Source organism: Pseudomonas sp. AF03-9 (genome assembly GCF_020515815.1).
Classification (GTDB): Bacteria; Pseudomonadota; Gammaproteobacteria; order Pseudomonadales; family Pseudomonadaceae; genus Aquipseudomonas.
In genome coordinates, this window is record NZ_JAHPJF010000030.1 from 13,200 (window position 1) to 31,480 (window position 18,281).

20 protein-coding genes are annotated in these 18,281 nt (G+C 62.7%); 11 read left to right on the forward strand and 9 right to left on the reverse strand.

Annotated features, from left to right (window positions below; genetic code table 11):
- Nucleotide 1: 1 nt before the first annotated feature.
- The gene (locus tag LIY36_RS25885) at nucleotides 2-1,027 is read right to left on the reverse strand and encodes a LacI family DNA-binding transcriptional regulator (RefSeq protein ID WP_226457646.1); all 1,026 of its coding nucleotides are present in this window, start codon (nucleotides 1,025-1,027) and stop codon (nucleotides 2-4) included.
- A gap of 123 nt (nucleotides 1,028-1,150) precedes the next feature.
- Here LIY36_RS25885 and LIY36_RS25890 point away from each other — a divergent pair, with 123 nt between their 5' ends.
- Genes LIY36_RS25890 through LIY36_RS25900 form a run of 3 tightly spaced genes read left to right on the forward strand, consistent with a single transcriptional unit; the run spans nucleotide 1,151 to nucleotide 4,087 of the window.
- Nucleotides 1,151-1,996, forward strand: a complete 846-nt coding sequence (locus LIY36_RS25890; protein WP_226457647.1) for an SDR family oxidoreductase — start codon at nucleotides 1,151-1,153, stop codon at nucleotides 1,994-1,996.
- Nucleotides 1,996-3,120, forward strand: a complete 1,125-nt coding sequence (locus LIY36_RS25895; RefSeq protein ID WP_226457648.1) for a phytanoyl-CoA dioxygenase family protein — start codon at nucleotides 1,996-1,998, stop codon at nucleotides 3,118-3,120. The genes LIY36_RS25890 and LIY36_RS25895 overlap by 1 nt, the downstream gene beginning before the upstream one ends.
- A 43-nt stretch (nucleotides 3,121-3,163) precedes the next feature.
- Complete coding sequence (locus LIY36_RS25900) at nucleotides 3,164-4,087, forward strand: sugar ABC transporter substrate-binding protein (RefSeq protein WP_226457649.1); 924 nt, start codon at nucleotides 3,164-3,166, stop codon at nucleotides 4,085-4,087.
- A gap of 119 nt (nucleotides 4,088-4,206) precedes the next feature.
- On the opposite strand, the gene LIY36_RS25905 is transcribed toward LIY36_RS25900, so the two are convergent.
- Both LIY36_RS25905 and LIY36_RS25910 read right to left on the reverse strand, forming a co-directional pair.
- The gene (locus tag LIY36_RS25905; RefSeq protein ID WP_226457650.1) at nucleotides 4,207-4,650 is read right to left on the reverse strand and encodes an MAPEG family protein; all 444 of its coding nucleotides are present in this window, start codon (nucleotides 4,648-4,650) and stop codon (nucleotides 4,207-4,209) included.
- The gene (locus LIY36_RS25910; RefSeq protein ID WP_226457651.1) at nucleotides 4,643-4,948 is read right to left on the reverse strand and encodes a DUF2834 domain-containing protein; all 306 of its coding nucleotides are present in this window, start codon (nucleotides 4,946-4,948) and stop codon (nucleotides 4,643-4,645) included. Before LIY36_RS25910 ends, LIY36_RS25905 begins: the two co-directional genes overlap by 8 nt.
- An 83-nt stretch (nucleotides 4,949-5,031) precedes the next feature.
- Here LIY36_RS25910 and LIY36_RS25915 point away from each other — a divergent pair, with 83 nt between their 5' ends.
- Both LIY36_RS25915 and LIY36_RS25920 read left to right on the forward strand, forming a co-directional pair.
- Nucleotides 5,032-5,820 (forward strand): helix-turn-helix domain-containing protein, encoded by a 789-nt coding sequence (locus LIY36_RS25915; RefSeq protein ID WP_226457652.1) that lies wholly within the window; start codon nucleotides 5,032-5,034, stop codon nucleotides 5,818-5,820.
- A 53-nt stretch (nucleotides 5,821-5,873) separates the two neighbouring features.
- The gene (locus LIY36_RS25920) at nucleotides 5,874-7,583 is read left to right on the forward strand and encodes an amidase (RefSeq protein ID WP_226457653.1); all 1,710 of its coding nucleotides are present in this window, start codon (nucleotides 5,874-5,876) and stop codon (nucleotides 7,581-7,583) included.
- Between the two features lie 76 nt (nucleotides 7,584-7,659).
- On the opposite strand, the gene LIY36_RS25925 is transcribed toward LIY36_RS25920, so the two are convergent.
- Both LIY36_RS25925 and LIY36_RS25930 read right to left on the reverse strand, forming a co-directional pair.
- Nucleotides 7,660-8,397, reverse strand: a complete 738-nt coding sequence (locus LIY36_RS25925; RefSeq protein WP_226457654.1) for a CPBP family intramembrane glutamic endopeptidase — start codon at nucleotides 8,395-8,397, stop codon at nucleotides 7,660-7,662.
- Nucleotides 8,394-8,618 carry a DUF6434 domain-containing protein gene (locus LIY36_RS25930; protein WP_226457655.1) on the reverse strand — a complete coding sequence of 75 codons (225 nt, stop codon included), beginning with the start codon at nucleotides 8,616-8,618 and terminating at the stop codon, nucleotides 8,394-8,396. Before LIY36_RS25930 ends, LIY36_RS25925 begins: the two co-directional genes overlap by 4 nt.
- Nucleotides 8,619-8,853: 235 nt before the next feature.
- Between LIY36_RS25930 and LIY36_RS25935 the strand changes: the two genes are divergently transcribed.
- A complete protein-coding gene (locus LIY36_RS25935; protein ID WP_226457656.1) occupies nucleotides 8,854-9,285 on the forward strand; it encodes a nuclear transport factor 2 family protein in 432 nt (143 codons plus the stop codon).
- 29 nt (nucleotides 9,286-9,314) lie between these two features.
- On the opposite strand, the gene LIY36_RS25940 is transcribed toward LIY36_RS25935, so the two are convergent.
- Nucleotides 9,315-10,640, reverse strand: coding sequence for an aminotransferase-like domain-containing protein (locus LIY36_RS25940; protein ID WP_226457657.1), 1,326 nt, complete (start codon nucleotides 10,638-10,640; stop codon nucleotides 9,315-9,317).
- A gap of 88 nt (nucleotides 10,641-10,728) precedes the next feature.
- Here LIY36_RS25940 and LIY36_RS25945 point away from each other — a divergent pair, with 88 nt between their 5' ends.
- Complete coding sequence (locus LIY36_RS25945; RefSeq protein ID WP_226457658.1) at nucleotides 10,729-11,619, forward strand: DMT family transporter; 891 nt, start codon at nucleotides 10,729-10,731, stop codon at nucleotides 11,617-11,619.
- Here LIY36_RS25945 and LIY36_RS25950 read toward each other — a convergent pair.
- Nucleotides 11,616-12,182 carry a YceI family protein gene (locus LIY36_RS25950; protein WP_226457659.1) on the reverse strand — a complete coding sequence of 189 codons (567 nt, stop codon included), beginning with the start codon at nucleotides 12,180-12,182 and terminating at the stop codon, nucleotides 11,616-11,618. The genes LIY36_RS25945 and LIY36_RS25950 overlap by 4 nt on opposite strands.
- Nucleotides 12,183-12,271: 89 nt before the next feature.
- On the opposite strand from LIY36_RS25950, the gene LIY36_RS25955 reads away from it, so the two are divergent.
- The gene (locus tag LIY36_RS25955) at nucleotides 12,272-12,766 is read left to right on the forward strand and encodes a PaaI family thioesterase (protein WP_226457660.1); all 495 of its coding nucleotides are present in this window, start codon (nucleotides 12,272-12,274) and stop codon (nucleotides 12,764-12,766) included.
- 44 nt (nucleotides 12,767-12,810) lie between these two features.
- Nucleotides 12,811-13,698, forward strand: a complete 888-nt coding sequence (gene yghX, locus LIY36_RS25960) for a YghX family hydrolase (RefSeq protein WP_226457661.1) — start codon at nucleotides 12,811-12,813, stop codon at nucleotides 13,696-13,698.
- A 206-nt stretch (nucleotides 13,699-13,904) separates the two neighbouring features.
- On the opposite strand, the gene LIY36_RS25965 is transcribed toward yghX, so the two are convergent.
- Nucleotides 13,905-15,089 (reverse strand): DUF2252 family protein, encoded by a 1,185-nt coding sequence (locus tag LIY36_RS25965; protein WP_226457662.1) that lies wholly within the window; start codon nucleotides 15,087-15,089, stop codon nucleotides 13,905-13,907.
- A 73-nt stretch (nucleotides 15,090-15,162) separates the two neighbouring features.
- Entirely contained in the window at nucleotides 15,163-16,041 is an 879-nt protein-coding gene (locus LIY36_RS25970; RefSeq protein ID WP_192300508.1) for a LysR family transcriptional regulator, read from the reverse strand.
- 130 nt (nucleotides 16,042-16,171) lie between these two features.
- Between LIY36_RS25970 and ampC the strand changes: the two genes are divergently transcribed.
- Together ampC and LIY36_RS25980 are read left to right on the forward strand one after the other, a co-directional pair.
- Entirely contained in the window at nucleotides 16,172-17,314 is a 1,143-nt protein-coding gene (gene ampC, locus LIY36_RS25975) for a class C beta-lactamase (protein ID WP_226457663.1), read from the forward strand.
- 130 nt (nucleotides 17,315-17,444) lie between these two features.
- On the forward strand, nucleotides 17,445-18,248 hold the full coding sequence (locus LIY36_RS25980) for a MipA/OmpV family protein (RefSeq protein WP_226457664.1): 804 nt from the start codon (nucleotides 17,445-17,447) through the stop codon (nucleotides 18,246-18,248).
- The last annotated feature ends 33 nt before the right edge of the window (nucleotides 18,249-18,281 follow it).

The following is an 18,281-nucleotide window of genomic DNA, read 5'->3' on the forward strand; positions in this document are numbered from 1 at the left end:
TTCAGTCCGGCAGATTGAACGGTGTGACGATCTGCACCTGTGACGGCGCTATCGGCCCGGCCTTCCATAGCCGATGGAATTGCAGGATGTGCAGGAACACGCTGCGCGCATCGATCTGCAAGTTGTGATCAATGATCGCGGCGACTTTTTCTTCACGCAGCAGCTGGCGGTTTTCTTCGTCGAGGTCGTGACCGATAAACACCTCCAGTGGACGGCCAAGGGCGGCGAACGCATCGACAATCGCCCGATTGCCGCCGCCGACGCTGTACACCGCCTTGAGTTCGGGGTGCTGTTTGAGCGCGCGGGTCACGCGCTCGAACGTGCGGTCGTACACCCCGTAGCCACCGCTGACGTCCAACACCCGCAAGTGCGGCGAGCGCCCCCGCAGCCAGGCGCGAAAGCCCATTTCGCGTTCTTCTTCGCCACGGAACAGCTCACTGCCGATCACCACCGCGACGTCCTGGGGCACCGCCGGCAGCCAGCGCGACATCAGGTACGCGGCGGTCTGCCCGGCGGTGCGGTTGTCCATGCCGACGTAGCCGATGCGCTCGCTCTGCGGCAGGTCGGTCACCAGGGTCACCACCGGGATGCCCGCCGCGATCAGTTGCTTGACCGCCAGGTTCACCGCCGGCTCGTCGGCCGCCTTGAGCACCACGCCCTGGCTGCCGGTGTCGAGGCAGCGCAGCAGTTGATCGTGCATGGCCTTGGGGGCGATCTCTTCGAACAGGTGAAACCGCGGGGCAATCCGAAACGGCGCGAGGCTAGCCAGTTGCGCGACGATCGCCGCCTGCACCGCCGCGCTGAAGCGCTGGGGCGTGTGCATGATCACGTCGACGTGGAACGTACGCCCCATCGCCAAACCATTTTTCTCCTGGGACTCCAATTCCTCCAGCGCCTGTTCGATGCGCCGCCGGGTTTGCGCATGCACGCTGCCGCGCTGGTGCAACACACGGTCGACCGTGGCGTTGCTCACCCCCGCCTGGGTTGCGAGCTGCTTGATGGAAAAGTGTTTTGCGCGTTCGAGCATGCGGTTCGCCTGAGGTATTTTTGAGGTCTTATTTGGGTATTTCTGAGGTTTCGCAATGCTAGTCTCAGTTTCGTCTGGCGTCGAGCCGGGCGACTCACAACAACAAAAATTCAGGAGAACCCCATGCCTAACGCCGATCTCGCCATGCCGTTCAGCGGCCAATACTTTGTCGTCACCGGCAGCACCCAGGGCCTCGGTGCGGCAGTGGCGCATACCTTGGCCCAACGTGGCGCCGCCGGGCTGATCATCTGCGGGCGCCGTCGCACCCAAGGCGAAGAACAGGTACGGCAACTGGCGCAACTCGATTGCCAGGCGTTTTTTGTCGAGGCGGATCTGGAAAACGTCGAGGATTGTCGGGCGATCATCGCTGCCGCACACACCCACTTCGGCACCTTGCACGGCTTGGTCAACTGCGCCGGCATGTCAGATCGCGGCACCATCCTCGACACCTCGCCGGAGCTGTTCGACAAGCTGTTTGCGGTGAATGTGCGGGCGCCGTTTTTCCTGATGCAGGAAGCGCTGAAGCTGATGATCAGCAAAGGTGTGGCAGGCGCCGTGGTGAATATCCAGAGCATCACCGGGCATGGTGGGCAGTCGTTCCTCAGCGCCTATGCGGCGTCCAAGGGCGCGCTGGCGATCCTGACCAAGAACGTCGCGTTCAGTGCGTTGCGCAACCGTATCCGGGTCAACGGCTTGAACATCGGCTGGATGGACACGCCCCACGAAGATCAGATCCAGCGCCAGTACCACGGCGCCAGGGACGGCTGGTTGCAGCAGGCCGAAAGCGCGCAGCCGTTCGGGCGTCTGCTCAAGCCCGAGGAAGTGGCGCGCAGCGTGGCGTTTCTGTTGTCCAGTGAATCGGGAATGATGACCGGCGCGGTGATCGACCTGGAGCAAGGCGTGGTGGGCTGCACCGACGGCGGCAGCCCGCAACCGCACCAGGCCCTGAGCCTGCCGGGAGGTGTGTGATGTCGGCGTTCGTGAGCGCGAATGCCGTGCGCCTGGCGGACTTCAGCCGGATCTGCGCGCAACGGGCCACGGCTGAAGAGTACCCGCTGTGCCAGCACGTGCTGGACAACGTGCCGATCTATCAGGCACGTGCACTGCGCAATAGCGACAGACTTACGGCCATGAATGAACTGCACCGGCTGTTCCGTGATGGCCCGGGCGTGATGGTCGTGCGCGGCGCCTACGAAGACCTGGAAGTGGTCGACCGTCACAGCCAGGTATTCGAAAAAATCTTCGCCAACGAAGCCGCCCAAGGCGTGGCCGCCGACCACTTTGCCAAGGCCGGCAGCAACGGGCGGATCTGGAACTCACTGCAGAAAGCCGCACTGCAGTCGCCCGAGTCGTTTGTCGAGTACTACGCCAACCCGCTGTTGGGGCTGATTGCCGAAGCGTGGCTGGGGCCCAATTTCCAGGTGACGGCGCAGGTCAATGTGGTGCACCCCGGCGGCCAGGCGCAGCAACCGCACCGTGACTATCACCTGGGGTTCCAGACCGACGATGTGGTCGAGCGCTTCCCCCTGCCCTTGCACGTGTTGTCCCAGTACCTGACCTTGCAAGGTGCAGTGGCCCATTCGGACATGCCGCTGGAAACCGGCCCGACCCAACTGCTGCCGTTCTCCCAGCAATACGCCCTGGGCTACCTGGCGTGGCGCCGTGAGGACTTTATCGACTACTTCCAGCAACACGCCGTGCAACTGCCGCTGGACAAGGGCGACCTGCTGTTCTTCAACCCGGCGCTGTTCCACGCGGCCGGCACCAACCGCACGCCGGATCGCCAGCGCATGGCCAATCTGCTGCAAATCTCCTCGGCGTTCGGCAAACCCATGGAGGCCCTCGACCGCGACCGCATGATGCTGGCGGTGTATCCGGCCCTGCTGGCCAACCCGGCCCTGGATGCCGAGGCGGTGATCGCCTGCACGGCCGACGGCTATTCGTTTCCCACCAACCTCGATACCGACCCGCCGCTGAAGGGCCTGGCCCCGCAAACCGGGCAGCAACTGATGCAGCAGGCGTTGCGCGAACGCTGGCCGCCAGCGGACTTCGCAGCGGCCGTGGCGCAGATGCGGGCCAAGCGCCAGGCGTAAATCCCCCGTGTTTTAACAACAACAATAACAACGGAGCAAAACCATGAAGAAGCAAGTCCTTGCGGCACTGTTTACCCTGGCTGTCACGCCCTGGGCGCTGGCCGATATCCGTATCGGCGTCAGCATCGCCCAGGTCGACGATGTGTTCCTCGCCCAAATGCGCGACTACATGGCCGCCCACGCCAAGGAATTGCCCGGTGTGACCCTGCAATTCGAAGACGCCCAGGGCGATGTAGTGCGCCAGCTCAATCAGGTACAGAACTTCACTGCCCAGGGCATGGACGCCATCATCGTCAACCCGGTGGACACCGCCGCCACCGCCAAGATGAGCACCAATGCCCAGCAGGCCAAGACCCCGCTGGTCTACGTCAACCGCCGCCCGGACGCGCCGCAACTGCCGCCGGGCGTGGGTTACGTGGGTTCCGATGAGGTCAAGGCCGGTGAGATCCAGATGCGCTACCTGGCCGAGAAAATGGGCGGCAAGGGCAACCTGGCGATCATGCTCGGGCTACTGTCCAACAACGCTACCCACAACCGTACGCTGGGGGTCAAGAGCGTGCTCAAGGAGTACCCGAATATCAAGATCGTCGAGGAACAGAGCGCAGAGTGGCAGCGCAACAAAGCGATTGACCTGATGAACAATTGGATCGTATCCGGCCGCAAGATCGACGCGGTGGCGGCAAACGCGGACGAGATGGCGATAGGCGCGGCCATGGCCATCAGCCAGGCCGGCATGCAGCCGGGCAAGGACATCCTGGTGGCCGGCAGCGACGGCGGCCCTGCCGGGTTGGACGCAGTGAAAAAAGGGCAACTGCTGGTGACGGTGTACCAGGACAACAAGGGTCAGGCAGTGGGCTCGATTGACCTGGCGGTGAAGATGGTCAAGAAGCAACCCTACACCGCTGAACTGACCATCCCCTATCAGCAGATCACCAAGGACAACTACCAAGCCTTCCTCAACCCATAACCCCGAACGCTCCCACATCTTGATTGGTGAACACGGTCAACGGTGGGAGCTGGCTTGCCTGCGAAGACGCCAGCACCGGCAACCTGTCTATTGGCCTTGCCGCCACCTTCGCAGCCTCGCTAAAGCTCTACCCACCGTTGATCGATGGCGCTACCAATAATCCCGGCGCCGAGGCCGAACAGGCACACCACACCCACGCCATAGGCCAGCGTGCGCCAGGGTTGCCAGCCCATCAGATACATCACCGTGTGCAGCACCCGCGCCAGGGTAAAGGCCACAAGCAACCATAGGGTCGCGGCGCTGTCACTCTGCTGCGCGACACACAACCCGCCCAACGCAAAAAACAGCGGGATATTTTCCAGGTCATTGGCCCACGCCCTGGCCGCGCGGGCCACTTGCGGCAACTCCATAGGCTGCGCTCTGCGATTAAAAAAGGCCGCGTCTTCACGATTGGTAAACGCCCGTGCGCGTATGCGGAAATATCCCTGATAACAGGAAATGGCGAACATCTTCAGGCACAGCACCAACACGCATCCCGCATAGACAGGTAAAAGATCATTCATCCCTAAACCCCTTCACCACGATGTAAAGCAACGGACCCAACGACACAAACACCGCCGTCAGCAAAAAATACGGCAGCACCGAACGCAGCGGCCGCCCTCGCCTGCGCGCATCCCGGTACATCCACACACACGCCAGCACGGCCATCAGGTACAGGTCGATGACCACCTGCGCCGTGTCCGGTCGCGACAGCAACTGCGCTGCAAACGCCAGCAGCGACTGCTCGGCCGTCAGCATCGTGAACCCCGTATACAAGGTAAATCCGAGCAAGCCGGCCAGGGCGAAATAGGGTCTTGGCATGGTCTGTTCCTCAACGTGATGAAGGCTCACGTTAGTGATAAGGTTCTGCCCCTCGCAATGACCTCGGAGGTCATGAACCTGCCATGGACACCCCCTCTACCGCCGGCGAACACCTGCGCCAACTGCGCCGCCAGGCCAAGCTGAGCCAGCTCGACCTGGCCTTGATCACTGGTGTTTCCCAGCGCCACCTCAGTTGCCTCGAAACCGGCCGCGCCAAACCCAGCCCCGCGACTTTGCATAACCTGTTGACGGCATTGGAGACCCCTCTGGAGCAGTGCAACCGCGTGTTCCTCGCCGCCGGTTTCGCCCCGCGCTACAACGCCACCCCGCTCGCTGCACCCGGCATGACGGCAATTCGCGAAGCCGTCAGCCATGTGCTGCACGCCAACAATCCTGCCCCGGCGATTCTGCTCGACAGCCAGTGGCAAGTGCTGGCGGCGAATGCCAGTACTGCGGTGTTGTTTGGCCTGGTCGGCATCGCGCCGGACGCCGCCGATGGCTTGAACCTGCTGACCACCCTGTTGCAACCCGGCGGCCTCGGTGATCACCTGCTCAATGCCGACGAGATCCGCACCCTGGCCTGGCAGCGCGCGAGCCGAGAGGCGTTGGGTAATCCGCCGCTGGCGCAGTTGCTCACCGGTTTGCCGACGCCAAGCCCCACCGAGCCGCCCCAGGAACTGCCGCCACTGGTACTCACCCGTATCCGCTCAACCCAGGGCGAGCTGAACTTTCTGTCAACCTTCACCACCTTCGGCATGCCCCAGGACATCACACTCACCTCCCTGCGTATCGAACATCTGATTCCGGCCGACGCCCACACCTGGCAGATAATGCGCGCCGCCTTTGCAGAGTATTCGCCGCTGGTTTTGTGAAATATCTGTACGTAGACTGCCGCGATACCCCCACGTGAAGGCGGCGAAAAAACGTGATGCAAGTAACCGAAGTCTCCATTGCCCAATTGCGCGCTGCGCTTGAAACCGGCCAGACCACTGCCGTTGAATTGGTCCAGGCTTACCTGGCGCGGATCGAGGCCTATGATGGGCCGCACACCGCTACCGCGCTGAACGCCGTGGTCGTGCGCAACCCGCAAGCCCTTGCAGAAGCCGAGGCGTCCGATGCACGTCGGGCCAAGGGCGCCACCCTGGGGCCACTGGATGGCATTCCTTACACCGCCAAAGACAGCTATCTGGTCAAAGGCCTGACCGCGGCATCCGGCAGCCCGGCCTTTGCCAAGCTCGTCGCCCAGCGCGATGCGTTCACCATCGAGCGCCTGCGCGCCGGCGGGGCGATCTGCCTGGGCAAGACCAATATGCCGCCAATGGCCAACGGCGGCATGCAGCGCGGTGTGTATGGCCGCGCGGAAAGCCCCTACAACGCCAACTACCTGACCGCCCCCTTTGCCTCCGGCTCCTCCAACGGCGCCGGCACCGCAACGGCGGCGAGTTTTGCCGCGTTCGGCATGGCGGAAGAAACCTGGTCCAGCGGGCGCGGCCCGGCGTCCAACAATGGCCTGTGCGCCTACACCCCGTCTCGTGGACTGATTTCGGTACGTGGAAACTGGCCACTGACACCGACCATGGATGTGGTCGTGCCCTACGCACGCACCATGGCCGACCTGCTGGAAGTGCTCGACGTGATCGTCGCCGAAGACCCCGACACCCGTGGCGACCTGTGGCGCCTGCAACCCTGGGTGGCGATTCCCAGCGTCGCCTCGGTGCGTCCGGCGTCCTACGCTGAACTGGCGGTGGATTGCGCGTCCCTGGCCGGTAAACGCTTCGGCGTGCCGCGCATGTACATCAACGCCGACCCGGAAGCCGGCACCAGCGAAAAACCTGGGATCGGCGGCCCGACCGGGCAAAAGATCAACACCCGCGCGACGGTGATCGAGCTGTGGCAAGCCGCACGCCAAGCCCTGGAAGCGGCGGGCGCCGAAGTGGTCGAAGTGGATTTCCCGCTGGTGTCCAACTGCGAAGGCGACCGCCCCGGCGCGCCAACGGTGTTTACCCGTGGCCTGGTCTCCAAGGAATTTCTCCACGATGAGTTGTGGGAATTGTCCGCATGGGCGTTCGACGATTTCCTGCGCGCCAACGCCGACCCGAGCCTCAACCGCCTGGCGGATGTGGATGGGGCGAAGATCTTCCCCCATGACCCTGGCACCTTGCCGAACCGCGAAGACGACCTCGCCGCCGGCATGGACGAGTACGTGCGCATGGCCGAACGCGGCATCACCCCATGGAACGAGATCAGCACTGTCCCTGACGGCCTGCGCGGCCTGGAACAAACCCGCCGGCTGGACCTGGAAGACTGGATGGACAACCTCGGTCTCAACGCCGTGCTGTTTCCCACCGTGGCCGATGTAGGCCCGGCAGACGCAGACGTGAACGAAGCATCGGCAGATATTGCCTGGAGCAACGGCGTCTGGGTGGCCAACGGCAATCTGGCGATCCGCCACCTGGGCGTACCGACGGTCACCGTGCCAATGGGCGTGATGGCAGACATCGGCATGCCGGTCGGGCTGACGTTTGCCGGGCGTGCGTATGATGACTCCGCGTTGCTGCGGTTTGCCGCGGCGTTCGAGTCGATGGGCAACAAACGCCAGGTTCCACCGCGTACACCTGCACTGCAATCTGACTGAACGCGCCAAGCCTTATGAACGCAGGCCTGTGTGGGAGCAGGCCCCTTTCCATATTGTCTTGAGCCTGTATGCCGCATCAGGCTATGTAGGGCACCGCCACCAGCAAGATCGCCGTCCCATGGGTGACCGTCGCCGCCAGCACGCCATAGCGCATGCGCACCAACCCACACGCCACACCTTCGATCAAGGTAAACACCAACACCGGCCAACCCAACTGGGTCACGCTCAACGCCAGGAAGGCATGGCACGCCGCAAACGCCACGCCACTGGTCAACGCCGCACGCAATGGCGTCAGCTGTTGTTCCAGATAACCCTGCAAAAACCCGCGAAACAACACCTCTTCCAGGGCATTGGCGCCATAGGCCAGCACCACCATGGCCGGCAGCCAGACCCAGTAACCGTAAAACGCAGACGCCTCAATGCCTTGGTAAAGCCGCAGCGGTGCACCGATCAAACATCCGACCAGCAGCCCGACGGCCAAGCCAACGTGCGGGCTGCCGATCGTCCAGCGCACCAGCCGCCACAGATCCGGGGCGATGTAGGCGAGCAGCAGGATCAACAGCACCGACAACCCGCCCAGCACCGCCAGTACAAAGGCATTCGCCGTGAACCCGATCTGCACCCCACTGCCCAGCGTCCACAGGCCCAAGGGTGTCATCACGTCGCGCATCAACACGAACGCCGCCAGCAGAATCAGGATGCGCATCGCCGGCATTGCCTTGGGCGTGAGCGCAAACCACAGACCGAACAGCAGCACGCCGGGACTCAGATAAGTGGTGTAGTGGATCAGCACCGCCAGGCCTTCGGCGATCACTGCCCGGGCTCCTGGTCTGGATGGCGGCGTTGCCACTCATCCACTACGTCGCCCAGGGTTTTGGCCGCACCGCCGCAAATCCAGGCCATGAATGCCCGATCAAACTTAAACCCCGGGCCGCAGTGCTCCAGCATGAAGCGGCGGACGTTCTGGGTGTTTTTGTAGTGGGAAGTCACGGGGGTGGCGCGAGTGATGGGGTCGCTGTGCCAGTCAAAATCCATTTTGTCCCTCAGGTGTCTTGTTGTTGAGGTAACAGCATAGCGATGTGCCACTTCACTAGAAAGAAACCCCATGGTCCTCCCAATGAGTTAGGACGTCACATAAGATCAACGATCACTAAATGGCTAATATTTTATGAATATTTCAAAATTTCCCTTTCCTTGGGCGCCCTGATTATTGCAATGTTGTACGACGACTAAAGTGTCGTATTCACCCAAAAACAATAAGGAAACACCCATGCCCAACGTCAAAGTACTGATCGGTTTTCTCTGCCTGTTCAGCGGCTACGTCGCTGCCGCCCCTGCCCCGGCAGAAAAGGAAGTGGCCCAGGCGGTCGACCAACTGACCCAAGCCATGCTGCACCTGGACCTCAAGCAACTCCACGCGCTGACCGCCGACACCCTCACCTACGGCCACTCCAGCGGCAAAGTGCAGAACAAGGCGCAATTCATCGCCGATCTGGAAACCCATACCAGTGCCTTCAAGACCCTGGAAATGCAAAACCAGACCATCACCCTCGATGGGGACACGGCGCTGGTGCGCAACCACTTTCACGCGTTGGCCGTGAACAGCGGCGTCGAAGTGCCCACCGACATCGACAACTTCCAAGTCTGGCAGAAGCAGCATGGCAAATGGCTGTTGATCGGACGTCAGGCCTACAAGTACTGAAACGCCCCGGCGAGCCGCTTAACCCCGGCTCACCACGCCACCACCGCTCGCACCTTGACCAATGCTTCGCGCAGCATCGGCATGGCTACCGAGCCCAGCGCCAGGCGCAACGCATGGGGCACATGAGCACCGACCGCAAACGGCTCCGCAGTGGATACAGAGACGTTCTCGCGCTGCAAGGCCATGGCGACCTGATCGGCGCGGGCCTCCTCCGGTAGCGGCAACCACAAGAAATACGAGGACGGGTGACTGAGGTAATCCAGCCCCGTCAGCACTTGCGCCGCCAAGGCCTGACGTGCCCGGGCATCCTCGCGTTTTTGCGCTTCCAGTTGGGCAACGGTGCCGTCCTCGATCCAACCCACGGCAATGGCGCTCATCACCCCCGGAACGTTCCAGGTGGTGGCCATGATCGTGCGCTCCACCGCCTTCACCCAGGGCACAGGTGCAGCGACAAACCCCACCCGCAGCCCCGTCGCGACACTTTTCGACAGCCCGGCCACGTAGACCGTGCGCTCCGGCGCCAATGTCGCCAGCGGTGGTGGTGCATCTTCGGCCAGAAAGGCGTAGGCCGCGTCCTCGATGATCATCAGGTTGTGCTGGCGAGCAATCGCTACCAACTTTTCTCGCAGCGCCAAGCCCATGACCCAGCCGAGCGGGTTGTGCAGGGTCGGCATGCTGTACACCGCACGCACCGGGCGCTTGCGGCAAAGGCTGTGCAGGTACTCCAGATCCGGGCCGGTGGGCGTGACCGGGATTGCGACGATCTCCAGGTGCAAGGTCTCGGCCAGCACCTTGAAACCCGAATAGGTCAGTGCATCGACGGCGATCACATCCCCCGGCTTGAGCAGCGCCATCATCGTCACCGCCAGGCCATGCTGGGCGCCACTGACCAGCAACACCTGCTCGGAGGCAACCGCCAACCCACGGCTCAGCAGATGACGCGCCGCCGCCGCGCGTTCATGCACACGGCCGGCATGGGGTTGATAGCGCAGCAGCGCTTCCAGATCGCCGGACAGCGCCAGTTGGCGCAGCGCCGTGCGCAACAAGTCCGCCTGGCCCGGCAAGGACGGGTAGTTGAAGTTCAGGTCCAACATCCCCGCGGCAACACTCATCTGCCCACTGCCCTGCCCTGGCGGCAGCGAAATCTCGCGCACAAAGGTGCCGCGCCCGGTTTCGCCGCTGACCAGGCCCATGGCCTCCAGCTCGGTATACACCCGGCTCGCGGTGACCAGCGCCAGGCCATGCTCGGCGGCCAACTGGCGGTGAGTTGGCAAGCGTGTGCCGGGCGGCATGTCGCCGCTGCGGATGGCTTGGGCAAAGGTGTCGACCAGCGATTTGTAGCGGGCGCGGGGCATCGGGATGTATCCATGACAATTTTTTGATTGTCCTAATCTTCAACTTTAGGATGACCGGCACGCAATCATTCTTTTCAGGCCCCTGCCCATGCAACGTACTTTCTCCCTCAGCACCCCGGACAGCAGCACCCAGGGCTGGATCAACGGCTTTATCGGCGTGGTGATTTTCAGCGGTTCGTTGCCCGCCACCCGTTTGGCGGTGATGGAGTTCGACCCGGTGTTCCTCACCATGCTCCGCGCAACCATCGCTGCCGTGCTGGGGCTGCTGTTGCTGGGGTGGTTCAAGGAACAGCGTCCCGCACGCAACCAGTGGGGGCCGTTGCTGATTGTCGCGCTGGGCGTGGTGATCGGTTTTCCGCTGCTGACAGCACTGGCACTGCAATACGTGACCTCCGCCCACTCCATCGTATTTATCGGCCTGCTGCCGTTGGCTACCGCCGTGTTTGGCGTATTGCGCGGTGGCGAACGGCCGCGTGCGGTGTTCTGGTTGTTCTCGATCGCCGGCAGCGCGCTGGTGATGGGCTATGCATTCGCCCAGGGCCTCAGCGCTGCGCCGGCCGGTGACCTGCTGATGTTGCTGGCGGTGCTGGTGTGCGGCCTGGGGTATGCCGAGGGCGCCAAGTTGTCGCGCAGCCTCGGAGGCTGGCAGGTGATCTGCTGGGCGCTGGTGGTGTCGTTGCCGGTGGTGGTGCCGTTGAGTGTGATCCTGGCGCCGCCGAGTGTGCGCGGCATCAGCCTGCCGGCGTGGCTGAGCCTGGGTTATGTGGCGTTGTTCAGCATGTTGATCGGCTTTGTGTTCTGGTATCGCGGCCTGGCCCAGGGTGGCATCGCCGTCGTTGGCCAATTGCAACTGCTGCAGCCGTTCTTCGGCCTGGCACTGGCGGCGGGCCTGCTGCATGAGCAGGTCAGCCTGGGCATGGTGCTGGTCACCGTCGCGGTGATCGGATGCGTGGCCGGGGCAAAGAGGTTTGCCCGCTAGCGTTGCGGTGAAACCATCTTGAATTTGATGTGGATGTCGTTGGACACCACGCTGTTGCCAGCCCACTCACCCTCGCCGATCTTGAAATCGGCACGGTTGAGGATGAATTCACCGTCGAACACGCCAATCCCGCCCAACTCCTTGAGCACCACATCGACCGTCACTGGCCGTGTAATCCCTTTGAGCGTCAGGTTGCCGCTGATCTTGAAGCGATTGTTGCCCAGCGCCGTGGCGCCGCTGGATTGGTAGACCGCCACCGGGTACGTCGCCGTGTCGAACCATGACGGGCGCTGCAGTTCGTCGTTGGCATCCGCGCTGCCGGCGTCGATGCTGGCGAGCTGGATCTTGAGCAACGCGTGCGCCGCCCCAGGCGCTTGGGTATCGAACGCCAGCGTCCCTTCAAACTCGTTGAACGTGCCATACACCCGCTGCCCGAACTGCTGGAAGGTAAAGCTGATCTGGCTGGCGGCGCGATTGACATCACGGTATTCCACGGCCCGGGCATTGGAAAACACACCAAGCACCAGTGCCAGCAACACGACTGGGGATATTCGACGGTTCATGCACGCTCCGCGGGAAGTAAGGCCATCGGGTTCCCATCCTGCCCGTGTCCTGCTAAACAGAGTAGCCCCCATAACAAAAAGGACTTGGCATGCACCCCGCTTCCCTCCAGGACATCACCGCCCCCGAAGGTATCTGCTATGGCTGCGGCGCCAGCAACCCCCACGGCCTGCACATCAAAAGCCGCTGGGACGCCGACGGCATCCACCTGGTCGCCGAGCATGTGCCCGAAGCCAAATACAGTGGCTGGCCGGACCTGGTCTACGGTGGCCTGATCGCCATGCTGGTGGACTGTCACTCCAACTGGACCGCCATGGCCTACCACTACCGCGCCGAACAGCGCGAGCCCGGCAGCCTGCCGCGCATCGAGTGCGTCACTGGCAACCTCGGCATCAAGTTCATCAAGCCAACGCCCATGGGTGTCACCCTGACCTTGCGCGCCCGGGTCGAGGGCGACGTCGGACGCAAAAGCCGCGTGGTCTGCGAGGTGTACGCCGGTGACGTGCTGACCGCCATTGGCGATTCATTGTTCGTGCGCGTCGACACCGGGCAGTTGGCCTCTGCCGCCCATGGCCGCGACGATTAAACGTGGTCTACATTGACTGCTACCGCTAATCGAGGATGGCCCCGATGACTCGTCTCACCGCGCAGGACTTTGCCCCCGAACTGCTGGAACTCTACGACGGCTACGCCCACGGCAAGATCAACCGCCGCGAGTTTCTCGACCGCGCCGCGCTGTTCACCTTCGGCGGGCTCACCGCCTCGGCGCTGCTGGCCGCGCTGAGCCCCAACTACGCGCTGGCCGAACAGGTGAAATTCACCGACCCGGACATCGTCGCCGACTACATCACCTACCCATCGCCCAACGGCAACGGCAGCGTGCGCGGCTACCTCGTGCGCCCGGCCACGGCGTCAGGAAAGTTGCCAGCGGTAGTGGTGGTCCACGAAAACCGCGGCCTCAACCCGTACATCGAAGACGTCGCCCGCCGCCTGGCCAAGGCTGGCTTTATCGCCCTGGCGCCCGACGGCCTGACCTCGGTGGGCGGCTATCCCGGCAACGATGAAAAAGGCGTGGCCCTGCAACAGACCGTCGACCCGACCAAGCTGATGAACGACTTTTTCGCCGCCATCGAATGGCTGATGCACCACGACAGCAGCACCGGCAAGGTCGGTATCACCGGCTTCTGCTACGGCGGCGGCGTGACCAACGCGGCGGCGGTGGCTTACCCGGAGTTGGGCGCGGCGGTGTCGTTTTACGGGCGCCAGCCGCAGGCCAAGGACGTGCCGCGCATCAAGGCGCCGATCATGCTGCATTACGGTGAGCTGGATACGCGGATCAACGAGGGCTGGCCGGCGTATGAACAGGCGTTGAAGGCAGCAGGCACGACGTATGAGGCGTTTATCTACAAGGGCGCCAACCATGGTTTCCATAACGACTCGACGCCACGCTATGACGAGGCGGCGGCGAATCTGGCGTGGGAGCGGACGCTGGGCTGGTTCCGCAAATACCTGGCCTAGTGGCCACCCAGATCCGGGAGCAAGCCCGCTCCCACAGTTGATCGGTGCTGCTGGGCTGTCAGCGCTCGGCTGGAGATCGCCCGGACACTGCCAATCCCCTGTGGGAGCTGTCGAGCCTTAGCGAGGCTGCGAAGGCGGCGGCACTGTTGGTAGAAGTGTTGCCCTCGACCATAGATCTCCCACATTTGATTTTCGGTATTTGCAGGTCAGTGCTCCAGCGCATACCGACGGCAATGGCTGAGGTAGCCCTGCTCATGGCTGCCTACCAGTTGCACCACGCTGGTCCATAACCAGGACGGCGCATCCAGCTGCCTGGAGCGGTTTTCTTGCAGCGTGGCCATCCAGGCCTTGCGCGTGTCCCGGCCCATCTGGCGGGCATGGGCGATACCGACAACCCGGGCGAGATACCCGGCGGCATGCATCGCGTCGGTCTCGCTGAGTTCGTCCAACTCCAGCTTCATGTCCTGCGGCAGCAATTCACGGATGAAAAAACCGTGCTCCAGAAAGCGCGTCGCCAGCATGCGCTCACCCAGGCCTGGGGACAGCTGGCGAGCGCCCTCGACGACCCGGCGGCCATTGTCCCGTGGCATCTTCGCCCGTGCGGCACGGGGTGCCGCAGCGCCCACCGCCTGCTTGATGTCGATCAGGCAGTATTCGCGATCGTCCTTGTCTCCCACCCCCAGCAACGCCGCGTAACGCAGCAAGCCGAGGGAGCTGCAGCCCTTGACCCAATAGGCCGAATCCAGCAACTCGACCTTGGCGTCCTTGGGCCGCCCCTTGAGGGACGTGACCAACTGGTGGAGGTCGTCCGATGCGCAAACGTCGGCCAAGGCGCTTTTTTCCGCCCGCGACAACGACCAAAAGTGTTTGCCGAGGGGAATGCTCGGCCGCGCATTCTCGATGCGTTCACGTGCCAGGTGCTTCCAGGTGCGCTCCACGGCACTGCGCATGCCGGCCTTGACCTGGGACGGGCGCGGCGGCGCTTCATCCGGCTTGTCCTTGAAGGCCTGTTCGTAGCCCACCATCATTTCTTCGAGCATGCGTGCGGTGGTCACGCCAGGTAGGTCAGAGCCACGAGCCGCGGTGGCCAGGGACAGGGCCAGGCGCACCAGGTCGTGGGCCGGGTTGCCGATCACGGCCTGGTCGAGGTCGCGGATGTGCATATCGATGCGCCCCTTGCTGTCGCCGGTCGGCCCCAGGTTGCCCGCATGGCAATCGCCGCAGATCCAGATCGCCGGACCGTGGGGCAACCGGCGGCCAGGCAGGCTGTGCAGCCAATCGTAGAACTGCACGGTGCTGCCGCGCACATAGGCGTGGGCGGAACGTGCCATCTTCAGGTTGCGCAGTTGGATCAGGCGGGGCATGCGGGCGGAGGGACGCGGACTGTTCATATAGGCACTCGGCTGGGGCTACGGTAGAGGCTAGGCCGGCGCAAATGTTTCATTTTGTTTCGCGAGTAAACCTTCAGCCGCGCCCCGCTACCGCCATCAACCAGCCCTTGAACGCCAGCATCGCCGAGGTTTCGGCACGCGACTGCAGGCGGGTCAGCCAGTAACTGCCGGTGGTGATGCCCACGTCGAATGGCTGGCGAATCACATCATTTTCCAATTGCCGCGAAAACATCATCGCCGGCGCCAGGGCCACGCCCGCGCCCTGCAATGCCGCCTCCATCATCCCCAGGGATGAGTCAAACACAATGCTGCGCGGCACCAGAGTGTCGGCAGGTAAACCTGCGGCCTGAAACCACTGGGTCCATTCATCCGCCCGATAAGAGCGCAGCAAGGTGAACTTGAGCAGGTCGGCCGGGGTTTGCAGTTGCTCGGCGATGTGCGGCACGCAAAGCACGCTCAGCGGCGCTTCAAACAAGGGGCTTGCGTCGGTGCCATGCCAGGCACCCGCGCCAAAGCGGATCGCGTAATCCAAGCCTTCGGCGGCGACGTCGACGCGGTTGTTGTGGGTCGACAGCCGCAAGTCGATAAATGGATAACGTGCGTGAAACTCCGGCAAGCGCGGCAGTAGCCATCCCACGGCAAACGTGCCGACTGCGCCCACCGTCAGCACTTCGCGGTAATGTCCGCCTTCGAACCGACTGAGGGTCTGGGCAATCCGGTCAAACGATTCACGCACCACCGGCAGCAAGGTTTCGCCCTCGCTCGTGAGCATCAGCCCCCGTGGCAGGCGCTTGAACAAGGTGACATTGAGCTGTGCCTCCAGGCTTTTAACCTGATGGCTTACCGCCGCCTGGGTAACGCACAGCTCGATGGCCGCGCGGGTAAAGCTCAAATGCCGTGCAGAGGCTTCGAATGCACGCAGGGCATTGAGGGGTAGATGGGAGCGCAACATGCTTGACCCTAGTTATTCTAATGGCTGGTGCGAGATATGATCGTTTGTCGACGCGCGCAAATCTACCTAGATTTATCCGCCTGCGCAGGCCTCGGTTGGCAGTGCACCCTTGATATGGAAGCAAGTCAGCATGAACCATCACGTAAGAAATTGCCTTATTTCAGCCGCAATTATTGGATCTGGAACCTGCATGGCCGCCACCGACCTGCGCCAGGTTGTGGACAGCAACGTTGCGCCGTTGATGCAGCAACACGGAATCGCCGGCCTGGCGGTAGCCACGATCAAAAATGGCCAGGTGCAATACTTTAACTACGGCGTAATGTCCAAGACCACCCAGCGCCCCGTCACCGAAGACACCCTGTTCGAACTTGGCTCCGTCAGCAAAACCTTCACCGCCACGCTGGGCGGTTATGCCCAGGCCACCGGCGCACTCAAGCTGACGGACAAGGCCAGCCAGCACCTGCCAGCCCTGCAAGGCAGCGCCTTCGACCGCATCAGCCTGTTGCAACTGGCGACCTACTCGGCGGGTGGTTTGCCTCTGCAGTTTCCGGAAGCCGCCGACAGCGCCAAGACCATGCTCGGCTATTTCCAGCACTGGAAACCTACCTACGCCCCCGGTGTGCAACGCCTCTACTCAAACCCTAGCATCGGCCTGTTCGGCTACCTGAGCGCGCAAAGCCTGGGGCAGCCCTTCAATGTGGCGATGGAGAAAACCCTGCTGCCGCAATTGGGGCTCAAGCACACCTATATCACCGTGCCCGCCGACAAGGCCGACCAATACGCCCAAGGTTATGACAAGCAGCAAAACCCGGTACGGGTCGGCCCCGGCGCACTGGACGGCGAGGCCTACGGCGTCAAGTCCAGCACCCAGGACATGGCGCGTTTTGTCCTCGCGAACATGCACCCACAAACCCTGAGCGCGCCGCTGCAACAGGCAATTGCCACGACACACACCGGCTACTACACCGTCAACGGCATGACCCAAGGCCTGGGCTGGGAATACTACCCCTACCCGGTGAAGTTGCAGGCATTGCTTGACGGCAACTCCACGCTCATCGCGCTGCAACCCAATAAAGCCCATTGGCTGCAACCGGCGCAGACACAACCGGGCAACGTCATGTTCAACAAAACCGGCTCTACCGGCGGCTTTGGAGCGTACGTGGCGTATGTGCCTGGCAAGGATATAGGCGTGGTGATCCTGGCCAACAAGAACTACCCGATTGCCGACAGAGTGACGGCGGCCCATGGCATCTTGAGCGCGATGGATCAGTAGCAAGCATCACGGCCCGCGATGTGTTGCGCGCTTAACAGTCTTTGACAGTTTTCCGACAAAGCTGTCAAAGACCCCCGCCCTCCTCCAGACCTAGCATTCGAGCTTCCAAACCTCCAATCGGGTGCTCTACATGCTTCGCACGATGCGATCAAAAAACCTCTGTTTGTCCATCTCCACCCTGTGTCTGTTGGCCGGTGCCCATCAGGTTTTGGCCGACGACTGGGACTATCGATTGAAAGCCGGCGTGGCCAACCTGCCGCGCTACAGCGGCAGCGACGAGCGCACCACCACGCCGCTGCTGGGCGGCGCGATCGTCAGCCCATGGGGGATTTTCCTTGATACCGACAAAGGGCTGGGCTGGGGCTACGAAGGCAACGCCTTGAGTTTCAGCGCCTATATCGGCGCCAGTGCCTCACGCAAAGATGAAAACAAAACCGGCCGCCTGGGCTCGGACCGCCTCAAAGGCATGGGCGAAATCAAATCACGCCCGCAATTGGGCGTAAGCGCCAGCTATAACCTCGGCGCAGCGATTGTGGGGGCAACCCTGGAACATGCGCTCAAGGACGACGACCACAAAGACAGCGCCAAAGCCTTCACCTCGCTGGAGTTGAGCATCGGCACCAACCTGTACGACGGCGACTACGGCAGCCTCGATGCCAGCCTCAACAGCCGCTTTGGCGACGCCAATTACCTGCGCACATGGTATGGCGTGACGCCCGGCCAAGCCGCCCGCAGCCGTTTTCAGGCATATGACGCCAAAGGCGGGTTGTTCAGCCGTGGCCTGAACCTGACGTGGAGTTTGCCGGTCAGCGAGCACACCACATTCAGCACACTGCTGGACATGCAGTACCTGTCGGGGGACGCGGGCAAAAGCCCTATCGTCGAGCGGCGCCTGCAAAGCTCGCTCATAGGTGCGCTGGAATACACCTTCTGATCCAGCCCCCCATCAACACCTGTGTGAAGCGCC